This is a genomic window from Streptomyces sp. NPDC051907 (genome assembly GCF_040681075.1).
Classification (GTDB): Bacteria; Actinomycetota; Actinomycetes; order Streptomycetales; family Streptomycetaceae; genus Streptomyces.
This window is the reverse complement of record NZ_JBFAYB010000066.1, coordinates 13,773-39,812: the sequence shown is the minus strand read 5'-3', so window position 1 is coordinate 39,812 and position 26,040 is coordinate 13,773. Positions and strand designations below refer to the sequence as shown.

Below are 26,040 nucleotides of genomic sequence, written 5' to 3'. Positions count from 1 at the left end.
GATCCCGTCGGCTTGCGAGCCGCACGGGTACGGAGCACACAATAGGCACGGCAGGGAAGAAAACAGAAATGTTTCATATTCGCCTATTTCACTGACATTTCTGTGTCGCGTTTCTGCGTTTGCCGCGTGCTTCACGCGTCCGCGTTTCTGCGCTGAAGCGATTCCTCGGCTGGAAGAAGAGCCCGTGAGCACCCAACCGCCGCCGGACGGCCGCCCCACAGGACCGCCGACAGGACCTCCCACAGGACCCCCCTCGGGCCCGCTCTCGGGGCCCTCGCAGCCGGGTCCTCCGTCCCAGCCGCCCACGCTGCCCGGCACCCCCCAAGGTCCCCCGTCCGGCCCACACGGCGGCGAGGGATCCGGTGGGTCGGGCGGAGGCGGCGGGCCGGGCAAGGGAGGCGGGGAGGGGCCGGGCGAGCCCTGGTGGCGGTCCGTGCCCAAGATCGCGACGGCCGCGATCGCGCTGGTCGCCGCCGTGGTGCTGGTCGTGGTGTTCACCCGTCCCGGGGGCGGCGGATCGGCGGCGGCCGAGGAGATCTACCGAGACCCCGTCAACTCGGCGGGCGCGCACCCCTTCACGCCCCGCACGGACACCGCGGCGCCGGGCGAGGAGCCGCCCACGACGCCCCAGCCGCCCGCGCAGAACGTCAGCGGAGCGGAGGCCGGCACGTACGGCGGATCCAAGCAGCGGGCCAGCTGCGACGTGGAGAAGCAGATCCGCTACCTCGACGCCGCCCAGGACAAGAAGGCTGCCTTCGCCTCGGCCCTGGACATGACCTCCGGCGAGGTGCCGGGCTATCTGCGGTCGCTGACTCCGCTTCGGCTGAGCTACGACACCCGCGTCACCAACCACGGCTACCGGGACGGCGCCGCCTACCCGTACCAGTCGGTGCTCCAGGCCGGCACGGCGGTCCTCGTGGACGCGTACGCCGTGCCCCGGGTGCGCTGCGCCTGCGGCAATCCGCTCAAGGAGCCCTCGAAGGTCGAGAACCCCAGGCTGACGGGCCCGACGTGGTCCGGCTTCGCGCCGTCCAAGGTCGTAGAGGTGGAGCGCTCCGTCAAGGTCGTGAAGGTCTTCAAGGTCCGCGACCCCCACCGCGGCGACTGGTTCGAGCGCAAGCCCGGCGACCACGGCCGCCATGACAAGAAGATCGCGCCGCCGCCCACGCGCGAGCCCTCGCCCACCTCGACGGAATCCGGCAAGTCGCCCTCGCACACGAAGTCGCCGACCAAGAAGCCGCCGAGCACGAAGCCGCCGACGTCGGTCTGTCCGCCGCCGCACAAGGACGCGGACAAGTGCCCCCCGACGACGACCCGCAAGCCGCGGTCGGAGACGACCAAGCCGGCGGAGCCCGATCCTGAGACGACGACGACCAAGCCGGAGGACCCGCCGGACCCGCCGAACCCGCCGGAGGACCCGCCGGAGGACCCCCCGAACCCGCCGGAGGACCCGCCGGACCCGCCCACCACCGTGGAGCAACCGGTCCAGCCGCCCGCCCCGGAGCCGGACGCGCCCGAGCTCACCGCCACCGCTCCGCAGGAAGAGGCGCCGCTGGAGTAGCGGCCCCGCCAAGGCGCCAGCCGCCCGCAGCCCATCCGGCTCTCACCGGGAGACACGTATGTCGATGGACCAGCCGCCGCCGAGATCCCGTGAAGCCGGGACGGCGGCCCCCAAGGGCTTACTGCGCAGGCTCGGCGAATGGTGCGCGCGCCGCTGTGTGATCGTCATCGTGGCCTGGCTGGTGGCCCTCGCGGGTCTGCAGGTGCTCCACCACACCTTCGGCGGCGAGTACTCCGACGACTTCTCGCTGCCCGGCACCCAGTCCCAGGAGGGCCTGGACGTGCTCCAGGCGCACGAGCCGTCGGCGGGCGGCTACAGCAGCCAGATCGTGCTGCACGACGCCTCGAAGCCGCTCACCGACCTGAGCTCGCAGATGAACACGGTGATCGGGAACATCAAGAAGCTGGACCACGTCCTGTCGGCGCAGAACCCGCTGCCGCCGCCGGGCTCCCAGCCCCCCGCGCCGCCGTCCGGCCAGAACGTCGGCCCGCTGTCCACCGACGGCGAGACCGCGTACATCACCGTCCGCTTCAACGTACAGCCGTCCACGCTGGAGGAGTCCTACCTCGACGGCGTGGACACGGCCGTCCAGCCGCTGCGCTCCGCCGGAGTGGACGTGGAGTACGGCGGTCCGCTCGGCGAGCTGGCCCGGCCCGCTCCCAACGACAAGCTCAGCGAGGCGATCGGCTTCGCCGTGGCGATCGTGGTGCTGCTGATCGGCTTCGGCAGTGTGATCGCCGCCGGCCTGCCGCTGGTGACGGCGCTGATCGGCGTGATCTGCGGGCTGGCCTGCCTCGGGCTGCTCGCCGCCGCGACCCTCTTCGCCACCGTCTCCCCCACGCTCGCCACGATGATCGGGCTCGGCGTGGGCATCGACTACGCGCTGTTCCTGATCACCCGCCACCGGCAGAACCTCATGGACGGCGCGGATCCTGTGGTGGCCGCCGGCAAGGCGGTGGCCACCAGCGGCCGTGCCGTCCTCGTGTCCGGCTGCACGGTCATCATCGCCCTGGCCGGACTGTCGGTCTCCGGGGTCAGCTTCATCGCCAAGCTCGGCGTGGCCGCCGGGGTCACCGTGGTCTCCGCGGTCGTCGCCGCGCTCACGCTGGTGCCCGCCCTGCTGGGTCTGGTCGGCCGCCGCATCGACAAGTACCGGGTCCGCAAGCCGATCGCGGAGACCGACGCCGAGCCGGGCCAGCCCGCCCAGGGCAGCTGGCACCGGTACGCGATGCGGGTGGAGCGGCGGCCATGGCAGTTCCTGGCCGCCGGGGTGACGGTGATCGTGGTGCTCGCCATCCCGCTCTTCTCCATCCAGCTGGGGCACATCGGGGACGGCGCGGACCCCAAGTCCTTCACCGACCGGCGGGCCTACGACCTGATGTCCGAGGCTTTCGGGCCGGGTTCGAACGGGCCGTTGACCCTTGTCATCGACCAGACCTCGGTGCCGTCGGCCGACCGGTCGGCGCTGTCCTCCGCGGCGCAGAAGGCGCTCACCGACGTGCCCGGCGCCGCGGTGATCACTCCGCTGAAGCCCACGTCGGACGGCGACGTGCTGATCGCCACGGCGTACTCGCAGCAGGCGCCGCAGGACGAGGTGACCACCGAGCTCACCAACCGGCTGGTCGACGACGTGCTTCCGCAGGCCGTCTCCGGCACCTCGGCCAAGGGCTATGTGACGGGCACGACGGCCGCGCAGGTCGACTTCCTGGACATCGTCGCCAGCCGACTGCCCCTGATCATCGCCGTGGTGGTCGCGCTCGCCTTCGTCATCATCCTGATCGTGTTCCGCGGACTGCTGGTCGCGGTGAAGGCGGCCGTGCTGAACGTGCTGTCCATCGCGGCCTCGTACGGCGTCGTGGTCGCCGTCTTCCAATGGGGCTGGGGCGGCCCGGCGCTGGGAGTCTCGGGAGACGTCCCTATTGAGAGCTATGTCCCGATGATGATGTTCGCCATCGTCTTCGGCCTGAGCATGGACTACGAGATCTTCCTGCTCTCCCGCGTCCATGAGGCCTGGCTGCGCACCGGCGATCCGAAGGCGAGCGTCGCGCACGCCCTGGAGATCACCGCCCGGGTCATCACCTGTGCCGCACTCATCATGGTGAGCGTCTTCGCGGCGTTCATCATCAGCGACAACATCGTGGTGAAGATGCTGGGCCTGGGCCTGGCGGTGAGCGTGCTCATCGACGCCACCGTGGTGCGGCTGCTGCTGGTGCCTGCGGTGATGACGCTGCTGGGGAAGTCGGCCTGGTGGACCCCGAGGTGGCTGGACCGGATCCTGCCGCACGTGGACACGGAGGGCGAGGGCGACCGCTGAGCCCTGGGCGTGCGCCCACGCGGCGCAGCGGGGCCCGAGCGGCGTGCGCCCACGCGGCGAGGCCCTCGGCGAGCGGAGTGGGAACACGCGGCGCGCCCGCACCCCCTGGGAGTGCGGGCGCTGTGCGGTTCAAGCCTCAGGCGGGGAGGATGTTCTCCGCCTGCGGGCCCTTCTGGCCCTGCGTGACCTCGAACGTCACCTTCTGGCCCTCGTGCAGCTCACGGTAGCCAGAGGTGGCGATGTTGGAGTAGTGGGCGAAGACGTCGGGGCCGCCGCCCTCCTGCTCGATGAAGCCGAAGCCCTTTTCCGAGTTGAACCACTTGACGGTTCCGCTGGCCATTTGTCCTCCAAGGGGACTCGTAGTCGGCAGCCCGCACCGTGCGGGAGCCGGAGGTGATCGCCCTGGCCCTCAGAGACTCTGAACAGCAAAACGCCCGTGAACTCGCGCTCACGGGCGAACGGTACTTCGGAACCATGACAGCTGGAACTGACGCTACACGGCAAAGGGATGCTTCGACCACAGCAAAAAGCGGACTCACGCGGATGTCTGCGTCTGAGTCGCCCCCAGCGCGTGGCTCGGAGCGGCCGTCGCGCCCGCCGGCCCGGTGATCTTCTCTATGGCCTGCCTGGCATGTTCCCCGGGCGAGCGGCCGGTGAGAGAGGAGACGGCGGCCGGCTGGGGGGCGCTGCTCCGTTCGGGCGTCGACGCGGCGTGGGCGGCCGCTCGGGTGGCGAGCCGGTGGCTGGCGGCCTCGTCGAGGCTGACGGGCCGCTGCATCTGGCTGGCCAGCCGGCCGGCCTCCTGGCCGAGTGCGGCGACATCGGCCCACGCGAGACGGACCACCAGGCGAAGTTCCGCCTGCCCGTCGGGGAGGGCTTGCAGGGGGACGTCTATGTGCTCGTTCATGGCTGAACCTCAGGGTCTCGGCACGGGAACTGATGCGCCGAGTGGTACGGAATCCGGCCGCGAGGCGTTCAAGACGCTGCCGGTTTTCCTGAACTCCTGTCCGAATCGCCGCCTCTGCCCTACTCCCGCGCCCACGCCCGCCGCTGCGCCTTCGCACCGCGGGCCTGACGCGGTCAGGGTCGGGCCCGCCGCGGGCGTTGGGGGCGTTGTCAGTGGCCGCGCCTACGCTGCGTGCATGAGTTACGGACTGAGTCTCTACCTCGTCGACCTGGCCGCCGTGCGGGGCGCCATCGCCTCAGGCGACGAGAAGCTGCGCCGGATGATGGGCGGCAGGTTCAAGCGCGACCTCGCCCGCGACGACGATTACTTCGCGGACGAGATCGCGAACGGCGCGCCGACCCGCTACGAGGCGCTGCGCGCGGTCATAGACGGCGGCCCCTTCGACGCGGCGCACGGCTTCCAGTACGGCTACGCGTACAAGATGGTCTGCGAGTTCCACGGCCGCTTCCTCTTCAACAACCACTTCTCCCCCTTCCGCGGCTCCTGGCTCGACGACGTGGACAAGGGCATGGCCGAGCTCGGCGTCAAGGCGGTCGCCGTCACCGACTTCATGTACGGCTCGGCGCCCGCCCCGCTGCCCTCCTCGGAGCTGCCGGGGTACGGCGAGTGGAGCGCGGAGCAGTGCCGGGAGGGGCTCGCCCAGTGGGAGGCGAGCGCTCAGGAGCAGCGTGCGGCGCTCGACCCCGAGGTGCTGGCGGCCGTCGAGTCCTGTGTGGAGTGGATGCGGCAGGCCCAGGCCAAGGAGGGGTACGGCATCGCGGGCTTCGGCTCCTGAGGCGAGCGAGGACCTGCGGGGGCGGGGACCTGGGGGCGGGGACCTGGGGGGCGGGTCCCGGGGCCGGGTACGCCGATTGCGCGTCATGGCGGGCCGCCGGACGGCATCCGTGGTTCCGTCGGTGCAACGGCTGAGCTCGGATGTCGGAGGCGCCCTGTGCACAGGTTCACGTTCGCCGTGACGGCCGCGCTGGTGGTCTCGCTGGCGGCCGGCGGGGCCATCGCCGCCGGCACGTCGTCCTGGCCGCTCTCCGACGCCGAGGGCACGGACGGCACCAACATCCTCCTCGTCGGCATCGACAGCCGCGCGGGCATCTCCCGGGCGGAGCGCGATCGTCTGCACGTCAACGGGCAGGCGTGCGACTGCACCGACGTGATGCTGCTCGCGCACCTCTCCGAGGACGAGCGGCGCCTCAGCGTGGTCTCCATCCCCCGGGACTCGTACGTGGAGTTCGCCGACCACGCCCATCCGAGCCACTGGGGGAAGATCAACAGCGCGTTCAAGCACGGCGGCGGCGACCTCGCCGTGCGGACCGTGGAGAAGGCGACGGGTCTGCGCGTCGACCACTATCTTGAGGCGGACTTCACCGGCTTCGTCTCCACCGTCGACCGCCTCGGCGGCGCGGACGTCTGCACGGACAAGCCGCTGCTCGACGTGAACTCCGGGCTGAAGCTCGCCGCCGGCACACATCTGCTGAACGGCGACAAGTCCCTGCGCTACGTCCGCGCCCGCAAGGTCAGCCCGCCCGGCGACCTCGGGCGGGTCCGCCGTCAGCAGCGGCTGCTCGTCGGCATGATGGCGCGGCTGAGCGCGCAGGGCGCGTTCGCGAAGCCCGCCGCCTCGGTGCTGACGGCCCGCAAGCTGCTCGCCTCCGTGCGCACCGACGCGGACACCACCCTGGTCGACCTGATGAGCCTGGGCACCCGGCTGGGACGGCTGAAGGCGCATCAGACGGAGTTCGCGACGGTGCCGTTGTCGGAGTTCGACCACCGCGTGCCGGAGTGGGGGTCCACCCTGCTGTGGCACAAGGAGCGGTCCGCCGCCCTGTGGGCCGCGCTCAAGGAGGACCGGTCGATCATCGACGACCCCCTGATCCGCCCCAGCAAGGACGTGCCCGTGGAGGTGGACCCGGCCACGGTCCGTCTGCGGGTCACGGACGCGGCGGTGGCCGAGGGCCTGCGGGCGAGCGGCTTCGTCGCGACGGACGCCTCGGGCGGCAAGGACGCCGTCCGCCCGAAGGGGCCCACGGTCGTCACCTACGACCCGTACTGGGAACGGAGCGCATCGGCCGTCGCCGCCGCGCTGCCCGACGCCCGGCTCAAGGCCGTCGCCGGGCACGGATCGGTCTTCGATGTGGCGGTCGGCACGCAGGGCGGCCGAGTCGCCAGGGTCGTCTACGACCGCAGCAGCGTCGAGGGCGCCCCGGTCCCCGGCGAGCAGCTGCTCTGCGCCCCGAAACCCCTGCTGGAGTGACCCGCGGCGCCCTCGGGGCGCCCTCCCACGGCCCCGCCCGCCCGCAGATGCGCATCGCTCGATGTGCGAGGACCCTGGAGGGGAGGGGGAACGAGAGCAGGAGGACGAACATGTCCGTAATGGACAAGCTCAAGCAGATGCTGAAGGGCCACGAGTCCCAGGCCGACAAGGGCGTGGACAGGGCCGGCGACTACGCCGACGACAAGACCCAGTCCAAGCACAGCGGTCAGGTCGACACCGCCCAGGAGAAGATGAAGGAGCAGTACCGCTCCAACCCGGACCAGAACCGGCCTCCGCAGCCCTGACCTCTGGCAGCGCGACTCTTCCGGACACCGCACAGCCCGGCTGAAGAAGCAGGCCGGCGCCCGCACGCCTTCGGGCGGCGACGGGCGCCAGCCGCTCGGCCGGGCTGTGCCGCGGCTCGCCGAGCGGCGACCGACGAGGGGCGACACGCGCCGCGCTGACTGTCCGTCGCCTCGCCGCTCGCCGAGGCCCCTGCCGCGCACTCCGCCGCACCCTCCCGCCGCGCTCTCCTGCCGCCTGCTCCCGCCGTGGGCGCCCGCCCCTCTCCCGTCGTGGGCGCGCCCGTCTGGCGCGCCGCCCACGATTCAGGTTAGGTTAGGCACACCTAACCTCGTGAATGTGGAGTTCCGTATGGCCCTCTTCGACGTGCCTCCCACCGAGCCGACGAGCGGCGAACGCGTTCGCACGATCCTCGCCGCCGCCCAGTCGATGACCGTGGTCACCGACGACGGCCGCACCGAGGTCTCGAGAACGGCCGGGACCGGCGCACGAGGGCGGATCCACCTCTGCGCCTCGGCGTCCGCACGGCGGGACGCGCTCCCCGACGGAGCGGACGACGGGGCCGACGGCCCGCCGCCGTGGGCGTGCGTCGCCGCCCGGCTGGAGTTCACCGACATCGCGCCGACCGCCGTCCGCGACCGGGTGCGCGCCCGGCTCACGGTGTCCGGGTGGCTGGCCGCGTCCGGCGAGAGCGCCACCGACACCGACCAGTGCCTCGAGTTCTCCCACGCCGTCCTGGAGACGGCGGACGGCGAAGTCCTGGTCGAGCTCGACGAGTTGACGGCGGCGCCGGAGGATCCGCTGGCCTCCTGCGAGGCGAGCATGCTCACCCATCTGGTCGACGACCACCAGGACGTGGTGGGGCTGCTCGTGGAGCTCGTGGACGGGCGGCTGCTGCGGGGGGCGAGCCGGGTGATGCCGCTCGCCATCGACCGGTACGGCATCACGCTGCGCATCGAGCGCCCCGTCGGCCACCAGGACGTACGCCTGCCCTTCCCCTCCCCCATCGACGACGCCGACCAGGCCGGGGCGCAGATCCACGAGCTGCTGGACCAGGCGCACCACCGCCGGCACCGCGTCCTCAGCCGCCGGGCGAAGCGGAACCAGTCGCTCACCAACCCCTGACGCCCGCTGGCCGGCCCCTTCGGCACGCCCGACAGGCCGCGCGATTGCTCCCTTCTCGCGGACCTCGGGCGCGTCCGGTCCGCATTCGTCCGGCATCGGCGCTGGTCTCTGTACTGTCCGGGCCCATGGACACCCTCATCTTCGGCGGGCTGCTGGCCACCATGCTGGCGGTGTGCCGGCGCGCGTCCCGGACCGTCGTGCTCGGCGTGTGGTGGAGCATGCTGATCATCGTGTTCCTGCTGATGACCCACCACATCGCCGCCGGCCCCAGCCTGAAGCTGAGCTTCTGACCGATGGCCCCTCTGAGCAGCACACTGCCACAAGCCACGCGGAACGGTGTCCGCGGCCGGATCCAGTACTGGGCCGCCTGTCTCTTCGTCGCCGGCTGGGCCGGCGTGCTCTGCGGCGGGCTCTACTTCCAGTACACGCGCGCGCAGTACCCGTGCCCGCTCTGCGTCGTCCAGCGGATGTTCATGGCGCTCGCGTGCATCGGCGCGAGCCATATCGTGCGCCAAGGCCTCAACGGCGCGATCGCCCGGCGCGACTACATGATGGGCTGGGGCCTGGCCCTGGTCGCCTGCGCCGGCGGGTCCTTCGCCGCATGGCGGCAGACCCTGCAGCAGCTGCCGCCCGGCGCGGCGGGGCCCGAGGCCGCGCTGTGGGACATGCACCTCTACGCCTGGGCGTGGGTCCTGTTCCAGGTCTCGATCGCGGCGATCGGCGCCCTCCTGGTCTTCGCCCACGCCACGACGGACCGCAGGATCCCGGAGTACGGCGCCTATCAGACGGTCGGCCGGTTCGTGCTCTGGTTCCTCGGCATCGTGATCGCCCTGAGCGTGGTCGCCGCGCTCCTCAAGAACGGCCTGCCCGCCTTCGCGTCGGCTCGATGAGCCGCCTGGCCGGGTTCGGCCCCCGGCGCGTCAGCCGCGGAGCGGACGGTGGCCGGCGTCTCAGGACGCCGGCCACCGGCGTCTTCTAGGCGCCTGCGATCAGCCGGTCCACGGCCGCCGTTCCCGACGAGTAGCCGCGGGCCATGGCGCCGCGCAGCGCGGCGGCCGCCGCCGTGGGTCGCTCCGGGGCGGGGACCGGGCCCAGGCCGCGGGCGGAGACGGGCTCCTGCGCCAGGGTGAGCGCCGGGCCCTGCGCCTGCGGGAGCGGCTGCCGCTGGGGCGAGGGGATCTGCTGAGGTGCGGGCATCTGCTGGGCCGCAGGGATCTGCTGCGGCGCGGGAATCCGCTGCGGCGCGGCCGCGAACTGCTGGGGCGAGGGGAACTGCTGCTGCGAGGGGACCTGGGCGAGCATCGGCGGCAGCGGCTGCGCGACCGGCTGGGGCGCGGGGACCTGCTGGCCGTACAGCACCTGCTCCATTCCGGCCGTCAGCCGCAGCACGTCCTGCTGGGGACGGACCACAAGGCGCAGGAAGCGGCTGGAGCTGCCGATCTTGTTGCCGCACTCGCGGACGAGCACCCCGTGCTCCTCGAGCAGCCGGTCGCGCAGGATCGCGCCGTCGACGCCCTCCGGCAGGCGCACATAGAGGAAGTTGCCCTGCGAGGGATAGACCGTCAGCCCCGGCAGCTGTGAGAGGCGGTAGGTCATCTCCTGCCGGTCGCGGCGCGCCTGCTGGAGGCTCTCGGCGTACTCCTCGCGGTGTTCCTTGAGCATGAACACCACGGTCTCGGCGAAGGAGTTGAGGTTCCACTTGGGCAGCGCCGCCCGGATCTTCCCGGCGATGCCCGGATTCGAGACGAGGTAGCCGAAGCGCACGCCGTGGAGTCCGAAGTTCTTGCCGAGGCTGCGCAGCACGATGACATTGGTGCGCAGCACCGCCTCGGCCGCGACGCTCGGCTCCTGCTCGGCGTCGGCGAAGTCGAGGAACGACTCGTCGACGACCACCAGGTCCAGGTCCTGGAGCGAGTCGATCAAGGCGAGTACCTGCTGCTTGGGCAGCAGCCCGCCGTCGGGGTTGTTGGGGTTGCAGATCACGGCGGCGCGCGAGCCGCGGCTGCGTACGAACCGTACGAATGCCTCCGGGTCGAGGCCGAAGCCGTGGGCCTCCGGCAGCAGGAGCATGTCGACGCGCTTGCCGGTCTCCATCGGCTGGTCGGTCCACCGGCCGAAGGTGGGGACGGGGACGGCCAGCGACTCGCGGACCAGCAGGTGGTCGATCCAGGTGATCAGCTCGGTGGAGCCGTTGCCCATGGCGACGGTCTGCGGGTTGAGGCCCAGCACCTGGCAGAGCTCGGCGGTGATGGTGTCGGCGCTGCTCGGGTAGTAGGTGAGGATCTCGCGGAGCTGGGATCCGAGCTGGTCGAACATGCCGGGGGTGGGGAAGTAGGGGTTGCAGGGGATGCAGAAATCGGTGATCTGGCCTGCTGCGCCACCGCCTGCCCGGCTCAACGTGAAGAACGACGGGCTGTGCGCGGTGGACGCGCGGAAGAGTGCGGTGACATTGCTGCCGGCCATAGACGTGCCTCCCCAGCCTGGACAGCCCGCACGGGTGCGCGCGAGCCGCCCAGGTATACGGACGAGGCCGGGGCGGCGTTCAACGCAGGGGGCGGCCGACGGGGCCATGGCGGCCGGCCCGGACGCCGGATCTGCGGGCCCCTGGCGTCCGCGATGCACGGGGTGCCGCCCTGCCGAGCTGTCTGCGAGCACGGCGAGAAGCAGCGTTCTCGCGCCTGCTCCTCGACCCCCGCGCACGGAGCAGGCGGCCTCGCGTCGAGGACGTCGAGACGGCCTATAGATCGTGACCGTGCGTGACCCGGGTACGGCGGACGCCGTGCGCGCTCTGAGCATGAGGGGCTTCGGAGAGCTGTGACCTACGGATACGTAATCAATCAGCGGGCGCGGCCGGTTCGGCCCCTGCTGAGCTCCTGCCGGGACTGCGACTCGAGCTTGCGCCGGGCCCGGGCGACATGCTGCTCGACGGTGCGCGGCGAGAGGTGGAGCGTGGTCGCGATCTCTCGGTTGGTGAGCCCCGAGGACGCCAGATCGATCACCTCCTGCTCGCGCGGGGAGAGCTGGTCGCCGTAGCTCGGACGGCCCCGCGGGCGCTGTGTCTCGGCGGGCTGATGGGCACGGAGTGTCGCCCGCACCCGCGCGGCGTCCCAGCCCGCGCCGAGGTCGCTCAGCAGCTGGACGCACCCGACGAGCTCCTCCACGGCGGCCTCCACGTCGTCGCCTGAGGCCAGCGCAGCCTCGGCGGCGGCCTCGGAGGTGAGGATCTGCGCGTAGGGGCGGGGCATCTCGGCGTAGAGCGCGTTCGCCCGGCGGTAGTGCTCGGCCGCCTGGGCGTGGTCCTCCTCCGCGTCGGCCAGCACCCCGCGGCTCCAGTGCAGCGCGGCCTCGGCGGCCGGGCCCATGCGTCCCTTGAGCCCGGCCTCGTACTCGGCGATCATCTCCTCGGCCGCCGGGCGGCGGCCCGCGCGGGCGGTCGCCTCCACCGCCCAGGGGGCGAGCTCCGCCGCCCACGCCCAGACGCCCTTGTCGCGGAGCCGGTCCCAGGCCGCCGCCGCCTCGGCCGCCGCGGTCTCCAGGTCGTCGCGGGCCAGCGCGGTCCTGATCAGCGCGCCCGAGGCCGTCGCCGCGTGCGGCAGCGGGGCGACGTGCGAGAGCGGTCGCCCCTCGCCCGCGAGCCACGCCGCCATCTGCTGCCACTCCCCCTGGGCCAGCGAGAGCAGCCCCAGCACGACCCGGGCGTCGGCGGCCGGTCCCGGCATGACTGCGGTCTCGGCGACGAAGGCCCGGGCCCGGGCGGCCAGGCCCTCCCACCGCCCGCTCACCCAGTCCAGCATCAGGCTGGAGCCCCGGCCGTCCTGCTCGACATAGGAGGCGCCGCTGCGGGCCGCGAGCTCGAGCCCCTCCTCCAGCAGGTCCCCCACGCGCGGGAGGTAGCCCAGCCACAGGACGGCGTCCGCGGCGTTCACCAGGCCGCGGGCCACATGCTGGAGGCGGTCGGGGTCGGCGGTGTCGGCGCGGAGCTCCTCCAGCACGTCCCAGGCCTCGGGGTCGCCGGTCTCCAGCAGCACGGCGATGCAGTTCGCGGCGACCGCGGCGCGCACCTCGGCGTCGCCGCTGGCCGCGGCGGTGCTGCGGGCCCGCTCCAGCCAGTACAGATTGCGCTCCAGCGGGACGGAGGACATGACGGGCATGGCGAGCGCCGACATCGCGCGGGCGGCCAGCGGCGGCCGCTCGGCCAGCTCGTCGACGGCCTGCTCCAGCTCCACCCAGCCCTGCAGGCCCATCCCCGCCTGGTTGTACAGCACCAGCCCCAGGTCGAGCCTGATCTGCCCGCGGACGGCCTCGGGCAGCGACTCGTCGTCGAGGATCTGGCGGAGCACCTGCACGGTCTGCTCGGTGTGGAGGGCGAGCACCGCGCTGTGCGCGAGCAGCGGGGCGAGCCGGGCGCGCATCTGCTGCGGGACCGCGGGGTGGGAGAGCGCCTGTTCCAGCAGGTCGATCGCGCTCTGGTGCTCGCCCGCCTCCGCGCACTGCTGCGCCGCCTGCTCGACCGCTCGCAGCCAGCCGCGCAGCTGTCCGGCGTGGCGGCGGTGCGCGGCGAGCCGCGGGTAGGGCACGGGCTGCCGGTGGGCGAGCACGTCGCCGGCCCTGCGGTGCATGGCCTGCCGCAGCGGTCCGGGCAGCTCGCGGTAGACGGCGTCCCCGGCGAGCGGTGCGGGGAAGCCGTACAGATCCTGGCCCCGCTCCTGCAGGACGGCCCCGGCCAGGGCGGCGACGAGGGCCTGGCGTCCGTAGTCGGGGGGCAGCGAGGCCACCGCGTACAGATCCTCGGCCGCGGCGGGCTCGTCCAGGACCGCGGCCGCCGCGACGACGGCCCGCCCGTCGTCGGCGAGCGCGGCGAGGCGGCCGAGCACCAGCTCGGCGAGGCGCACGGGAGGGCCGGTGGCGTCCACGTCCTTGGCGGTGTAGCGCTCCCTGGGACCGCAGACGTCCTCCAGCTGCCGCACCAGGTCGACCACGACCTGGGGCACGCCGCCGGAGCGCTCGTGGATCCGGGCGACCAGCTCGGGCGGACAGGCCTCCGCGCCCAGGCGCTCCTCCACCAGCTCGCGCACCTCCTGCGGGTCCAGGGGCGCCAGCCGCAGACGCAGCACGGACAGCCGGGCGGGGTAGTGCACGGTCCCGCCCAGCACGAGTCCGGGCTCGGGCAGCTCCTCGGGGCGGTAGGCGAGCACGGTCGCGAGCCCGGCGGGCGGCTGCTCCAGCAGGCGGCGCAGCAGCTCCCGGCTGTCGCCGTCGGCCCGGTGGACGTCCTCGGCGACCAGCAGCACCGGGCCGCCGGCCTCCAGGAGCGGCGCGAGGTCCTCGGCGAGGGCGACGGCGTCGCTGTGGACGCGCGGCGGCGGGGGCGGAGTGACGCGGCCGACGCGGGCGGCCGGGGAGGCCGCGGCGGGGCGCGCCGCCTCGGGGGCGGGCCGGTGGGCGAGCGTGACGCCGGCGGAGGCGAACGTGAGGAGAACACTCGGCCGCGACCCGGCCTCGGCGGCCTCGAGCAGCCGCTGTACCAGCCGGCTCTTGCCGACCCCCGCCACCCCTTCGACCAGCAGCAGAGCGGGCTGCTGGCCGGCGTGGGCCAGCGACTGCTTGAGCCACCTCTCCCACGTCGCGTCACTGAGCGTGCTCACCGGATCACCCTCTTAGACATTTACCTACATTTCATTTCTTTGCGTATCCGTACTTCAGTCTCCCTGATTGCGCCGGTCACCTCCCGGCGTGAGTGTTGTGCTGCCGGAGGTGGGCTGAACGCCCGCCCCCAGGTTTTGGCGGCGGGCCGGGGGCCCGAGACCGCCGGGACAGCTGCTCGGGTGTGGCCCGAGCCGAAGGAGCCGAAGTGATCGCATCAGAGGAGTCTGCCCGCCCCATGCCCACGACCCCTGGGCCATGGGGCGGTACCTCGGGATTGGCACAGTGCGCGATGGCGGCGACGCCAGAGGCCGCGCGCACGGTGAGGCACTTCGCCCGTGCCGTGGCACAGCGTTGGAGGCTGAACGACGACCACCATGAGGCGCTCTCCGTGATCGTCACCGAACTGGTGAGCAATGTGGTGCTGCACAGCGGCAGCCCCTGGGTCGCCGTGGCCATCAAGGTCCGCGGCAACACGCTGATCGCGGAGGTCAGGGACGGCGGCGTGTGGAAGCACCGCCCGGCGCGCCGCAAGGAGCCGCTGGACGCGCACGCCGACTGCGGCCACGGGCTGCGCCTGGTCGACGCGTTCGCGACCACGACCAGCACGCGGAGGCTGGAGGCCGGCAGCGTGGTGGCGGCGGAGATCGTCATGCCCGCGTACTTCCAGGGCGTGGTGGGGCCGGCGAGTCCGACCGGGCCGCCGGCGGTGGCCGCGCAGCGCGTCGGCGAGTGAGCGCGGGGCCCGTCGCTCGAAGGGTCCACCGCGGGACAGCTCAGCGCCCGGCACGTGCGCTCGGGGCCCTGCCGGCGCTGAGCACTCCCCCGAGGACCCTTGCGACGCACTCCCCCGACGCCCCGGCCCGTCCGGCCGTCGGTTCGCCACGAGGCACACGGCGCCCGGCACGCGCACACGCACACGCACACGCACACAGCAGGAAGGCGCTCGTCGCGCACGACGCGCGGACGGCCGCGGACGACCACGCCGACGACATCCCGTACGACGTGAGGCGCCCGCGCCGGGTCAGGCGGCCGGCGCGGGCCAGTCGTCGACGCCGCCGCCCCGCCACTCCACGAGCGCCGTGTCCAGCAGGTCTATGACCGCGCCCTCGGACCCGAGCCCCGCCCTGCGCACAAGCTCCGCCACGTCTCCGCGCCCGTGCGCCAGCCCCGCGATCTGGCCATGGATCGTCACTCTCCGCCCTCCGGTGGTCAGGGGCGGAAGCACGATCACAGGCGCGTGTCCGGGCATGTCTCCAGAGTGCGCCAGGCGGCCCGCCCCAGCACCTCGGGGCCCCGACCGGCAGACGGAGCTCCGCCCGGCAGGACCGGCGGAGCGCATGGCCGAAATACGCGGCACACAACGATCACTCCTGGGGTAGACACGTACCCGACCCTCTCCCGACGCACAGCACCCCAGGAGTGAGAAGTGCCCGCATTTGAGATCACGGTCGCAAGCGCCGACGACATCCGGCTGTTGGGAGAGTGGGCCGATGCCGAGGGCTGGAATCCCGGCCGGACCGACGGCACGGCCTTCTTCGCCGCCGACCCGCACGGCTTTCTGATCGGCCGGCTCGACGGCGAGCCCGCCGCCTGTATCTCGGTCGTGCGGTACGGCGCCGGCTTCGCCTTCCTGGGCTTCTACATCACCCGCCCTCAACTGCGCGGCCAGGGCTACGGCATTCAGGTCTGGCGCGCCGGAATGGCCCGGCTTGAGGGCCGCAACGTCGGCCTGGACGGGGTGGTCGAGCAGCAGGACAACTACCGCAAGTCCGGCTTCCATTCGGCCTGGAACAACATCCGCTACGAGGGCGTGCCGGCCGGCGCCGGCGCGGCGCCCGACGGCGTCTCGCTCGTCGACGCGCGCACGCTGCCGTTCGACCGGCTCGCCGCGTACGACCGCCGCTTCTTCCCGGAGGCCCGCGACGGCTTCCTCGCCTCCTGGATCTCCCTGCCCCAGCGCACCGCCCTGGCCGCGGTGCGCGACGGAGAGCTGTGCGGATTCTCCGTGCTGCGCGCGGGCAGCACGGCCTCGCGCGTCGGGCCGCTGTACGCCGACTCGGCCGAGGTGGCCTCCGCGCTGCTGGGCGCTCTCGCGGCGAGCGCGCCGGGCACGCCCATGGCGGTCGACGTGCCGGACGTGAACACGGCGGCCGTGCGCCTGGTGGAGGAGCTGGGCCTGGCGCCGTCCTTCGAGACGGCGCGCATGTACACCGGGCCCGTCCCGGCGATCGACCAGTCCGGGCTCTTCGGCGTCACCAGTCTCGAACTCGGCTGACCCACGCCGCCGCGCCACCGCGCGACCGCGGTCGAGGCGGTCAGCGCGGCAGCGGAAGCCCCGTGTAGTTCTCCGCCAGTTCGGCCGCGGCGTGCGGCGAGGTCGCGATGCGGTCGAGCTGGGAGAGCTGGAGGCGGGTCTCGAACGGCGTCTGGCCGGGGTCGGCGTGGAGCAGGGTCGTCATGGAGTACGAGAAGTGCTCGGCCCGCCACACCCGGCGCAGACAGGTGTCGGAGTAGGCGTCGAGCAGCTCGACCGAGCCGGTGTCGCGCAGGCTGATCAGCGCGCGGGCGAGCACGACGACGTCCGCGGCGGCGAGGTTGAGGCCCTTGGCCCCGGTCGGCGGGACGATATGGGCGGCGTCGCCCGCGAGGAGGACCCGGCCGTAGCGCATGGGCTCGGTGACCTGGCTGCGCATCGGGAGGACGGCCTTGGAGACGACCGGGCCGCGCTCCAGCTTCCAGCCCGGGTCGGCGTCGGTGGCCAGACGGGCGTCCAGCTCGTCCCAGATCCGGTCGTCGGACCAGTCGGCCGGGTCGGTCCCGTTGGGGACCTGGAGGTAGAGGCGGCTGACGGACGGCGAGCGCATGCTCGCCAGGGCGAAGCCGCGCTCGGAGTGCGCGTAGACCAACTCCTCGTACGCCGGCGGGGCCTCGGCGAGGATGCCGAGCCAGGAGTACGGATAGGTCCGCTCGTACGACGTCCGCACGGACTCGGGGACGGCGTTCTTGGCCACCCCGTGGAAGCCGTCGCAGCCGATGACGTAGTCGCAGGTCAGCGTCTGTTCGCGGCCGTCGAGGAGGTAGTGGACGACGGGGCGGTCGGCGTCGGCGCCCGTCACCGCGCGGACCTCGGCGCCGAACAGCAGCGGTCCGCCGTCAGCGCGTTGAAGGGCTATCAGGTCCTTGACCACCTCGGTCTGCGCGTACACCATGACGCTCCGGCCGCCGGTGAGGGCGGGGAAGTCGACGCGGTGGGAGCGGCGGTCGAAGCGCAGCTCGATCCCGTCGTGGACCATGCCCTCGCGGTCCATGCGCTCGCCCGCTCCGGCGGCGCGCAGGGCGTCCACGGTGGCCTGCTCAAGGATCCCGGCCCGCTGGCGCCGCTCGACGTAGGCGCGGTCGCGGCTCTCCAGGACCACGCTGTCGATGCCGGCGTTGTGCAGCAGCCGGGCCAGCAGCAGGCCCGCGGGGCCGCCGCCGATGATGCCGACGGTGGTGTGCATCGGGTGGTTCCTCCTTGCTGAGGCTGTGAGGCGGTGAACAGGGGATGGACATGTTCGCCAGATGAACTACAGTTCACATCACTGCGCGCCTGAGTGTGCGGACACCCGACGGGCCTGTCAACGCCCTGCTGCCAGAACACCTACACCGGAGAGCCGATGGCCGTCAGCACGCCGAACGACACCGGGACTCCCGCCGAGGCGGTGGGCCCGCTGATACGCGGCATCGCCGTGCTGCGCGATGTCAGCGAGGCGGGCGGGCGCATGGGCGTCAGCGAGCTGGTCCGCTCGACCGGACTGGCCCGCTCCACCGTCGACCGGGTCACCGCGACCCTGGCCCGCATGGGCTATCTCCGTCTCGACGGCCACGCCGCCGTGCTCGCCCCCCGGCTGATGGAGCTGGGCAACGCCTATCTGGGCGCCATCCAGCTGTCCGATCCGCTCGGTCCGCTTGCCGAGCGCCTCGCGGAGGAGCTGGACGAGTCGGTGTCCCTCGCCGTGCCCGACCGCGACGGCATCCGGTTCATCCACCAGACGACACGGCGGCGCGCCATGTCGCTCACCTTCCGCATTGGCGACCTGCTGCCCGCCGAACGCACCGCGCCCGGGCCGCTGTTCGCCGCCGACTGGAGCGAGCAGGAGTGGGCGAGGTGGCGTACGCGCCGGGCGGGCGACTTCGCCGAGTGGGCCGCCATCCCCCCGCTGCCGCAGGGAGGCGTCGACGAGGAGAGCTTCCGGGCCCGGATCGCCGCGTCGCGGAGGACGGGCTGGGGCGTGGACGACCAGCTCATCGAGCCCGGTCTGATCGCGCTGGCCCTGCTGGTGCGCGCGCCGGACGGGCAGCCCGCCTGCGCGGTGAGCGTGGTCAGCCACACCAGCCGGCACAGCGCCCGGTCGCTGAGCCGGTCGCTGCTTCCCGGGGTGCGCAGGGCCGTCGCCGCCATGGAGGAGCGGCTGCGGCAGAGTCCCCCGCCGCAGCCTCAGCCGACGCACGCGCGCGCGGCCGGGCTCGCCGACTGGACGTCGGCCTCCAAGCAGGAGCTGGGCGCGGAGTTCGTGGAGTCCCTGGCGCGGGGCCTGACCGTGCTCACCGCCTTCGGCGAGGGCCGGGCCGAACTGCCGCTCTCCGCCGTGGCCGAGGCGACCGGCCTCGCCCGGGCCACCGCCCGGCGGGCACTGATCACCCTCGAACACCTCGGATACGTCTCCTCGGGCGCACGGGAGCGGAGCTTCCGCCTCACCCCTCAGGTCCTCGCGCTCGGCTATCCGCCGCTCTCCCGCACGACGCTCCCCGAGATCGCGGAGCCCTCGCTGGTCTCGCTGGTGAAGGGGGTGCACGAGTCGGCGTCGCTGGCGGTGCTGGACGGGGATCAGGTGCGGTACACCGCGCGGGTCGCCACCAGCCGCATCATGAGCGTCAACATCACCGTCGGCACACGGCTCTCGGCGTACGCGACGTCCATGGGCCGCGTCCTGCTGGCGGAGCTGCCGGCCGACGAGCGCTCGGCGCTGCTGGCCCGCGCCGAGCTGCCCGCGCTGACCGCTCGTACGATCACCCGGCCCGCCGAGCTGGCCGCGTCGCTCGAGCGTGTGGCGCGCGAGGGGTACGCGCTGGTCGACGAGGAGCTCGAGGAGGGGCTGCGCTCGATCGCCGTGCCGGTGCGCGACCGGAGCGGGCGGGCGGTGGCGGCGGTCAACGTGGCGATGCACACCAGCCGCCGCACGACGCAGGAGTGCCTGCGCGAGGTGCTGCCGCAGCTGCGGGCCACGGCCGAGCGGATCGAGTCCGACCTCCGGATCGCGGGCCGCTTCGCCCGCATCCCGGCGGCGTGAGCCGGCCCGCCCCGGCCGGCTGAACCGGCCGGCTGACCGGCGGGCGGTGCGTCCCCTGCCGCCTCCCGGGAAGGGGCGGCAGGGGCCCGCCGGTCACGCCCGCGTCAGGCGCAGCGTGACCAGTTCGAAGGGCCGCAGGCTGAGCCGTACCGCGCCGTCGGCCAGTTCGACGGCGGCCGCGTCGGCCAGCGGCCGCTCCAGCAGGTCCGTCGCGACCGCGCCGGCCGCCTCGAACCCGAAGGCGACCCGGGCGCGGGCCCGTCCGCCCCTGGACTCGTAGAGGCGTACGACCACGTCGCCGCTCTCGTCGTCCGCGAGTTTCACCGCGCTGACGACGACCGCGTCGTCGTCGACCTCCACCAGCGGCGCCACCCTCTCCGCGTCCCCGGGCACCAGCCGCTCGGGCAGGTTGACGCGGAAGCCCTCGCGCACCGCGTCGCCGATCTGCGCGCCCGGCACGAGGGAGTGACGGAAGCGGTGCACGCCCTGGTCGGTCTCCGGGTCGGGGAAGCGGGGGGCCCGCAGCAGCGACACGCGCAGCGTGGTCGTCGTGCCGGAGTCGGCGCGGACCGTGCGGGTCACATCGTGGCCGTACGTCGAGTCGGTGACCAGCGCCACGCCCCAGCCCGGCTCCTCGAAGTGGACGAAGCGGTGGTTGCAGGCCTCGAACTTGGCGGCCTCCCAGCTGGTGTTGGTGTGCGTGGGCCGGTGAAAGTGCCCGAACTGGGTCTCCGACGCGTACCGCTCGGCGTGGACGTCCAGCGGGAAGGCCGACTTGAGGAACTTCTCCGTCTCGTGCCAGTCGACCTCCGTGTCGATGTCGAGGCGCTTGGCGCCCGCGGCCAGGGTCAGCAGTTGGACGGCCTTCGAGTCGCCGAATGTGCGCACGACCCGCACCGCGGCGAAGTCCTCGCCGACGACCGGGGCGACCTCGTCGGCGTCCGTCAGATCGGTGACGGTGTTCCGGTAGAACTCGTCCACGTCCCAGGCGTCCCACATGTTCGGGAAGTCGGGGTGGATCTGCAGCAGGTTCGCCGCCTGGCCGGGGGCCACGGTCTCGCGCTCCGCGCCGACGTCGTACGCCGAGACGACCAGCCCGCGGCCGTCGACCTCGACCTGGAGGAGCCCGTTGTCGAGGACGTAGCCGCCGCCGTCGCGCGGGGACAGCCGGGCGCTGCCGCCGGCGCTGCGCACGGCCGCGCCGCCGGCGGCGACGCCGTGGCGCTCGTGGGGGGCGGCGTTGAAGACGAGCTGGACGCCTGCCGACGGGTCGCCGGCGAGGGCGCGCTGGGCCGCGTCGACGAGGTCGCCGAGCTCCCGCGCCACGGCCGCGTACGTCTTCTCCGCCTCGCGGTGCACCCAGGCGATGGACGATCCGGGCAGGATGTCGTGGAACTGGTGGAGCAGCACCGTCTTCCAGATCCGGTCCAACTGCTCGTACGGATAGGGGAGTCCGGTGCGCACGGCCGCGGTCGCGGCCCACAGCTCGGCCTCGCGCAGCAGGTGCTCGCTGCGGCGATTGCCCTGCTTGGTGCCCGCCTGGCTGGTGAGGGTGGCGCGGTGCAGCTCCAGATAGAGCTCGCCGACCCACACCGGCGGATTCGCGTACTCCGCCTCGGCCTTGGCGAAGAAGGCGGCGGGCGTCTCCCACTGGACGGTCGCCGACCCGTCGAGGCTGCGCAGCCGCGCCGCCTTGGCGATCATCTCGCGGGTGGTCCCGCCGCCTCCGTCGCCCCAGCCGGTCGGGGCGAGGGAGTGCCGGGCTGCGCCCTTGTCCTTGAAGTTCCGCGCCGCGTGGGCGATCTCGCTGCCCTTCATCGAGCAGTTGTAGGTGTCGACGGGCGGGAAGTGGGTGAAGATCCGGGTGCCGTCGATGCCCTCCCACTGGAAGGTGTGGTGCGGGAACGTGTTCGTCTGCGACCACGAGATCTTCTGCGTCAGCAGCCATTTGGCGCCCGCCGCCTTGATGATCTGCGGCAGTCCGGCGGCGAAGCCGAAGGTGTCGGGCAGCCACGCCTCGTCGTTCTCGACGCCGAACTCGTCTAGGAAGAAGCGCTTGCCGTGGACGAACTGGCGGGCCATCGCCTCCGAGCCCGGCATATTGGTGTCGGACTCGACCCACATCCCGCCGGCCGGCACGAACCGGCCTTCCGACACCGCCTTCTTGACCTTGGCGTAGACCTCGGGACGGTGCTCCTTGATCCAGGCGAACTGCTGCGCCTGGGACATCGCGAAGACGAAGTCCGGCTCGTCCTCCAGCAGCGCCGTCATGTTCGAGGTCGTTCGCGCGACCTTGCGCACGGTCTCCCGCAGCGGCCACAGCCAGGCGGAGTCGATATGGGCGTGCCCGACCGCGCTGATCCGGTGCGCGGTCGGCCCGGCGGGCGTGGCGAGGACCTCTTCGAGGCGGGAACGGGCCGCGGCCGCACTCTTGTTGACGTTCTGGAGGTCGACGGCGTCCAGCGCCCGGCCGACGGCGCGCAGCACGTCCCAGCGGCGCGCGCTGTCGACGGGCAGCTCCTGCATCAGCTCGCCCAGCACCTCCAGGTCGAGCACCAGCTGCCACACGGTCTCGTCGAAGACGGCGAGGTCCATCCGGGTCAGCCGGTACTGGGGAGCCGTGCCCGCCGTCTCCCTGTCGCCGAGCCGGGTCGGCAGGAAGGGGTGGTAGTCGAGGATCACCGGGTTGGAGGCGGCCTCGATGTGCAGCCGCACCTCTTCGCCGCCCGCGACGGGCGCGCCGATACGGACCCACTGGTTGCGCGGGTTGAGGCCCTTCACGGGCGTGCCGTCGGGGCGGTAGACGAGGCCCTCGCACTGGAAGCCCGGCATGTTCTCGTCGAACCCGATGTCCAAGACCGCCTCGACGGTCCTGCCGGCCCACGCGGCGGGGACCGTGCCGGTGACGCGGAACCAGCTGGTCCCCCACGGAGCGCCCCACATGTCCCCCACCGCGATCGGCGAGGGGACGCCGGCGAGTCCTTCGGCGACCGGGACGGGCTCGCCGGGCGCGTTCCACACCGCCGTCTTAAGCGGCACGGACTCGGGGTACACGGCCGGGCGGATGCGCTCGTCGAGCACGCGCTTGAGACGGGCCTCGACCAGGCTGCGGTCGTCATGCATGAGGGGCAGCTCCGTTGTGTGTGTCGGTAGGGGTTACCAGCGGTGCACGGCCGAGGCCGCGCCGGACGTCGTATAAAGCTCCCCGACGGCGCGCACCTCGAAGCGTGCGGCGCCCTCGCCCTGTTCCGGGCGGAGCCGGGAGACGAAGAAGGCGTGGGAGCAGGTGCCGCCGAGGAAGCGCCGGCTGCCGTCGGGCAGCACCCGGTGCAGCTCGTAGTGGCGTACGGCCCCGGCGGCGCGGCTCCAGGCCAGGCGCAGCGCCGTGCCGTCCGCGCCGACGGCCGCGTCGGTGATGCGCAGGGCGGCCGGGGCCGCGGGCTTGACGACGGCGTCGCGGACGGCGAGCCCGCCGAGCCGCCATCTGGCGGTCCCGGTCGCGGTGAGCCGTACGCCCAGTGCGCGCACGGTCCCCGCGAGGGCGCCCAGCCGCAGAGCAGCCGTGGTCCAGCCGGCGCCTCCGGCGCGCAGGGCGCCCGCAGGCAGGTAGGCGTACGGGATCGGGTCCCCGGCCCTGTCCGGCTCGCGCAGCGCGACGGCCAGTTCGACGGCGATCCGCCCGGAGCCCTGGTCGCTGCGGTGGGCGAGCTCGACGACGGTGTTCTTCGTCAGCGGCAGCCGGGTCTGGTACAGGTCGAGCGTCACCGGGGCGTCGAGGTCGCCGGAGACGAGGACGCTGCTGCCGCCCCGCCAGGCGTCGGCGAAGTCGAAGGCCACGGACGGGCGCCGGCCCTGGGTGCGCACGACCCAGCGGCGGCCGGGCAGCCGGTCCTGGAGGCTCAGATGGTTCCACTCGGCGGTGGAGGTCGTCTTGCCGCCTTCGTACCAGCGCAGGCCGTGGCCGGTGTTGAAGGTCGTGGCGAACGGCAGGGCGGCGACCGTGGACCGGTCGGCCACGGCGGCGGCGGGCGCGCGCCAGCTGCCGGCGAGGTCCGGTTTGGCCGGGTCGAGGGAGTGGCCGGTCCAGAACCGGTCGTCGGCCGCGTGGAACTGCGCGGGCGTACGGCCGGCGGGCAGGTGGTTGCGGGTCCACTCGGGCCGGTAGAAGCCGTAGGAGAGCACATGGGGCCGGCCGGTCGGGATGATCGCGTCCCAGTCGACGCTCTTGTTCCAGCCGCCCGCCTCGACGTCGACGCCCGCCCAGAGCTCGTAGCGGCTGCGGTCGAGCCGCTCGGCGAGCGCGCCCGAGGAGGCGAGCTTCTGGGGCGACCAGCGGAAGTCGACGAACATCGAGTCGGCGCCGAGGTAGAACGCCTTGTTCTGCTCGTTGAGCGCGCCCTGCCAGCCGACCTGGCCGCCCACGGTCAGCGCGTCGTACCAGGTGACGCGCAGCCCGGCGGACTCGCTGCGCGACTTCAGCTCCTTGACGAAGGCGAGCATCTCGGCGGCGAGCGCCGCGTCGCCGCCCTCGGTCTCGGCGTTGACGAACCAGCCGTCGAAGCCGTAGGCGGTGGCGACCTCGACGAGCCGGGCGGCGAGCGGGAAGCGGCCGAGCGTGTCGCGCTGTATCAGGTCGCGGGTCCACTGGAGGTCGCCGCCCCAGTGGACGGGCGGCAGGAAGACGTTGCCGAGGACGCGGACGCCGTTGCGGTGGGCCGCGTCCACGATGGGCGCGTTGGGGGCGAGGATCAGGCCCTCGCCCGCGGAGCCGCCCCAGAAGACCAGCTCGTCGATGTACGCCCAGTGGGCCAGGGTGTAGTAGTCGGCGACGGCCGCGCCCTGGGAGGGGTTGCCGGCGGTGCTGCCGAAGGAGACGAGGGAGGCGATGCGGGCCTGGCCGGCGCGGGCGGCGGTGTTCGCGGGCGTGGGCGTGAAGCGCTCGGCGAGCGGCACGGTCGAGGTGTTGAAGGGCAGGTCCGCGTCGTCGGCGGCGCGCCAGGTCTTGAGGCTGCGCCAGGCGATGCCCTCGCCGGGCGTCCCGGGCGGCAGCGAGTCGGGGTACCAGTAGGAGGCGTACGGCTGAAGGCTCCCGGCGACGCTCCCGGGGCCCCTCCCGGCGGCCTGCTCGCCGGCCGCGGCCGGCAGTGCGGGGGCCAGGGCGGCGGCCGCCGTGGCCAGGACGACGGCGCGCCTGGTGGGGCGGGGGGCGGTGTGCTGGCTCACGGTGTGCTCCGTATTCGTTCGGGGACGGCTTACGGGACCTGGTCGGGGTGGATCGTCTCGGTGATGCCTCGGTCGGCGAGGTGCTGCTTGTCGTCCGCGCGGCTCGCGAGGACGGCGGCGGGGCGCACGCCGTCGGCGGTGAGCCGGGCGAAGGCCTCGAAGAAGGGGCCGCCGGGCGCGCACGTCGAGCGGCCGGGCGCGGTCTCCTCGTCTCCGGCGTCGACGACGAGCGCGGTGGTGCGCGGGGCGGGGCGGTGCTCGCGCTCGCGCTGCTCGGCGACGACGCGGGCGATGGCGCGGCCGGCCGGCTTGAGCTGCCGGTCGTTGGTCAGCAGGCCGAGGCTGTACTCGAGTTCGGGGAAGTCGGCGAGCGAGCGGGACACGTCGTGGGAGCACCACCAGGTGACGCCCCAGACGTCCTGGCAGTCCAGGGCGCCCGCCACGGTCGCCTCGGTGAAGGCGGCGGCGTGCTCGGCGGGGATGACGGGCGCGGGGGCGCCGACCTCCTGGAGCCAGACCGGCCGGCCCGGGTCGAGCGCCCAGGCCTTGGAGAGCTCGATCAGATACGCGGCGTGGTGCTCGGTCGCCGTGCCGGTCCGCCCATGGCGCTGGGCGGTGCCGTTGAAGACCCAGGAGTGCACGGCGGTGACCGCGCCGATGCGGGCGCAGTGGGCGGGCGTGAAGGGCTGGTCGTCCTGGTACCACGCGGCGTCGTACTCGGCGTGCAGATGGAGCCTGCCGGGCGCGCCCTCCTCGCAGGCGGCCAGCAGCCGCCGCAGCCAGTCGCCCGCCTGGTCGGGGGTGACGCGGTCCGGATCGGGGTGCGGGCCGCTCGCGAACTGGTTGACCTCGTTGCCGACGGTCATGCCGATGAAGTTCGGCCGGTCGGCGAGGGCGGCGGCGAGCGTGCGCAGGTACGCGGCCTGCCCGGCGACGACGTCGGGGTCGGCGAAGATGTTGCGCCGGTGCCAGGTCTGCGTCCAGGACGGCAGGAAGTCGAAGCTCGACAGATGTCCTTGCAGCCCGTCGACGTTGACGTCGAGTCCCCGCTCGGCCGCCGCGTCGGCCAGCGCCACGAGCTGTTCGACGGCGCGGGGGCGGATCAGGGTGCGGTTGGGCTGGAAGAGCGGCCACAGCGGGAAGACCCGGACGTGGTCGAGGCCGAGGGCGGCGATCGAGTCCAGGTCGGCGCGCACGGCGTCGAGGTCGAAGTCCAGCCAGTGGTGGAACCACCCCTGGCTGGGCGTGTAGTTGACGCCGAAGCGGGGCCGGTCGGGGGTTCCGGACGCGGCTGCCGAGCGGGGCGCGGGAGAGCTCATACGG

The 26,040-nt window shown here is 73.1% G+C and carries 20 protein-coding genes; 11 read left to right on the top strand and 9 right to left on the bottom strand.

Features of this window, described 5'->3' with window-relative positions; all coding sequences use genetic code 11:
- Positions 1-433 precede the first annotated feature (433 nt).
- Positions 434-1,561, top strand: a complete 1,128-nt coding sequence (locus AB0M39_RS28455) for a DUF6777 domain-containing protein (protein WP_365368790.1) — start codon at positions 434-436, stop codon at positions 1,559-1,561.
- Positions 1,562-1,619: 58 nt separating this feature from the next.
- The gene (locus AB0M39_RS28450) at positions 1,620-3,875 is read left to right on the top strand and encodes an MMPL family transporter (protein WP_365368789.1); all 2,256 of its coding nucleotides are present in this window, start codon (positions 1,620-1,622) and stop codon (positions 3,873-3,875) included.
- Positions 3,876-4,011: 136 nt separating this feature from the next.
- Here the strand turns inward: AB0M39_RS28450 and AB0M39_RS28445 are convergent, their stop codons facing one another.
- Together AB0M39_RS28445 and AB0M39_RS28440 are read right to left on the bottom strand one after the other, a co-directional pair.
- Positions 4,012-4,215: a cold-shock protein gene (locus AB0M39_RS28445; protein ID WP_365368788.1), complete on the bottom strand. Its 204-nt coding sequence runs from the start codon at positions 4,213-4,215 to the stop codon at positions 4,012-4,014.
- A 195-nt stretch (positions 4,216-4,410) separates the two neighbouring features.
- Entirely contained in the window at positions 4,411-4,782 is a 372-nt protein-coding gene (locus AB0M39_RS28440) for a hypothetical protein (protein ID WP_365368787.1), read from the bottom strand.
- Positions 4,783-5,017: 235 nt separating this feature from the next.
- Between AB0M39_RS28440 and AB0M39_RS28435 the strand changes: the two genes are divergently transcribed.
- The 6 genes from AB0M39_RS28435 (at position 5,018) to AB0M39_RS28410 (ending at position 9,408) form a co-directional block, all read left to right on the top strand.
- Entirely contained in the window at positions 5,018-5,617 is a 600-nt protein-coding gene (locus tag AB0M39_RS28435; RefSeq protein ID WP_365368786.1) for a hypothetical protein, read from the top strand.
- Between the two features lie 156 nt (positions 5,618-5,773).
- Positions 5,774-7,090, top strand: a complete 1,317-nt coding sequence (locus AB0M39_RS28430) for an LCP family protein (RefSeq protein WP_365368785.1) — start codon at positions 5,774-5,776, stop codon at positions 7,088-7,090.
- Between the two features lie 110 nt (positions 7,091-7,200).
- Positions 7,201-7,395, top strand: a complete 195-nt coding sequence (locus tag AB0M39_RS28425) for an antitoxin (RefSeq protein ID WP_365368784.1) — start codon at positions 7,201-7,203, stop codon at positions 7,393-7,395.
- Between the two features lie 349 nt (positions 7,396-7,744).
- Complete coding sequence (locus AB0M39_RS28420; protein ID WP_365368801.1) at positions 7,745-8,518, top strand: DUF2470 domain-containing protein; 774 nt, start codon at positions 7,745-7,747, stop codon at positions 8,516-8,518.
- A 125-nt stretch (positions 8,519-8,643) separates the two neighbouring features.
- Entirely contained in the window at positions 8,644-8,808 is a 165-nt protein-coding gene (locus tag AB0M39_RS28415) for a DUF5993 family protein (protein WP_365368783.1), read from the top strand.
- A 3-nt stretch (positions 8,809-8,811) separates the two neighbouring features.
- Positions 8,812-9,408 carry a disulfide bond formation protein B gene (locus AB0M39_RS28410; protein ID WP_365368782.1) on the top strand — a complete coding sequence of 199 codons (597 nt, stop codon included), beginning with the start codon at positions 8,812-8,814 and terminating at the stop codon, positions 9,406-9,408.
- An 85-nt stretch (positions 9,409-9,493) separates the two neighbouring features.
- Here the strand turns inward: AB0M39_RS28410 and AB0M39_RS28405 are convergent, their stop codons facing one another.
- Positions 9,494-10,981, bottom strand: a complete 1,488-nt coding sequence (locus AB0M39_RS28405; protein ID WP_365368781.1) for an aminotransferase class I/II-fold pyridoxal phosphate-dependent enzyme — start codon at positions 10,979-10,981, stop codon at positions 9,494-9,496.
- 374 nt (positions 10,982-11,355) lie between these two features.
- Complete coding sequence (locus AB0M39_RS28400; RefSeq protein WP_365368780.1) at positions 11,356-14,163, bottom strand: LuxR C-terminal-related transcriptional regulator; 2,808 nt, start codon at positions 14,161-14,163, stop codon at positions 11,356-11,358.
- A 236-nt stretch (positions 14,164-14,399) separates the two neighbouring features.
- Between AB0M39_RS28400 and AB0M39_RS28395 the strand changes: the two genes are divergently transcribed.
- Positions 14,400-14,897, top strand: a complete 498-nt coding sequence (locus AB0M39_RS28395) for an ATP-binding protein (protein ID WP_365368779.1) — start codon at positions 14,400-14,402, stop codon at positions 14,895-14,897.
- 288 nt (positions 14,898-15,185) lie between these two features.
- Here AB0M39_RS28395 and AB0M39_RS28390 read toward each other — a convergent pair whose 3' ends face one another.
- On the bottom strand, positions 15,186-15,413 hold the full coding sequence (locus AB0M39_RS28390; RefSeq protein WP_365368778.1) for a hypothetical protein: 228 nt from the start codon (positions 15,411-15,413) through the stop codon (positions 15,186-15,188).
- A 177-nt stretch (positions 15,414-15,590) separates the two neighbouring features.
- Between AB0M39_RS28390 and AB0M39_RS28385 the strand changes: the two genes are divergently transcribed.
- On the top strand, positions 15,591-16,439 hold the full coding sequence (locus AB0M39_RS28385; RefSeq protein WP_365368777.1) for a GNAT family N-acetyltransferase: 849 nt from the start codon (positions 15,591-15,593) through the stop codon (positions 16,437-16,439).
- Between the two features lie 40 nt (positions 16,440-16,479).
- On the opposite strand, the gene AB0M39_RS28380 is transcribed toward AB0M39_RS28385, so the two are convergent.
- Positions 16,480-17,664: a 4-hydroxybenzoate 3-monooxygenase gene (locus AB0M39_RS28380; RefSeq protein WP_365368776.1), complete on the bottom strand. Its 1,185-nt coding sequence runs from the start codon at positions 17,662-17,664 to the stop codon at positions 16,480-16,482.
- Between the two features lie 156 nt (positions 17,665-17,820).
- Here AB0M39_RS28380 and AB0M39_RS28375 point away from each other — a divergent pair, with 156 nt between their 5' ends.
- Complete coding sequence (locus tag AB0M39_RS28375; protein WP_365368775.1) at positions 17,821-19,494, top strand: IclR family transcriptional regulator C-terminal domain-containing protein; 1,674 nt, start codon at positions 17,821-17,823, stop codon at positions 19,492-19,494.
- Positions 19,495-19,587: 93 nt separating this feature from the next.
- On the opposite strand, the gene AB0M39_RS28370 is transcribed toward AB0M39_RS28375, so the two are convergent.
- Genes AB0M39_RS28370 through AB0M39_RS28360 form a run of 3 tightly spaced genes read right to left on the bottom strand, consistent with a single transcriptional unit; the run spans position 19,588 to position 26,036 of the window.
- Positions 19,588-22,617, bottom strand: coding sequence for a glycoside hydrolase family 38 C-terminal domain-containing protein (locus AB0M39_RS28370; RefSeq protein WP_365368774.1), 3,030 nt, complete (start codon positions 22,615-22,617; stop codon positions 19,588-19,590).
- 33 nt (positions 22,618-22,650) lie between these two features.
- Positions 22,651-24,717: an endo-beta-N-acetylglucosaminidase gene (locus tag AB0M39_RS28365; protein ID WP_365368773.1), complete on the bottom strand. Its 2,067-nt coding sequence runs from the start codon at positions 24,715-24,717 to the stop codon at positions 22,651-22,653.
- A gap of 29 nt (positions 24,718-24,746) precedes the next feature.
- Positions 24,747-26,036, bottom strand: coding sequence for a glycosyl hydrolase (locus tag AB0M39_RS28360; RefSeq protein ID WP_365368772.1), 1,290 nt, complete (start codon positions 26,034-26,036; stop codon positions 24,747-24,749).
- Positions 26,037-26,040: the final 4 nt, after the last annotated feature.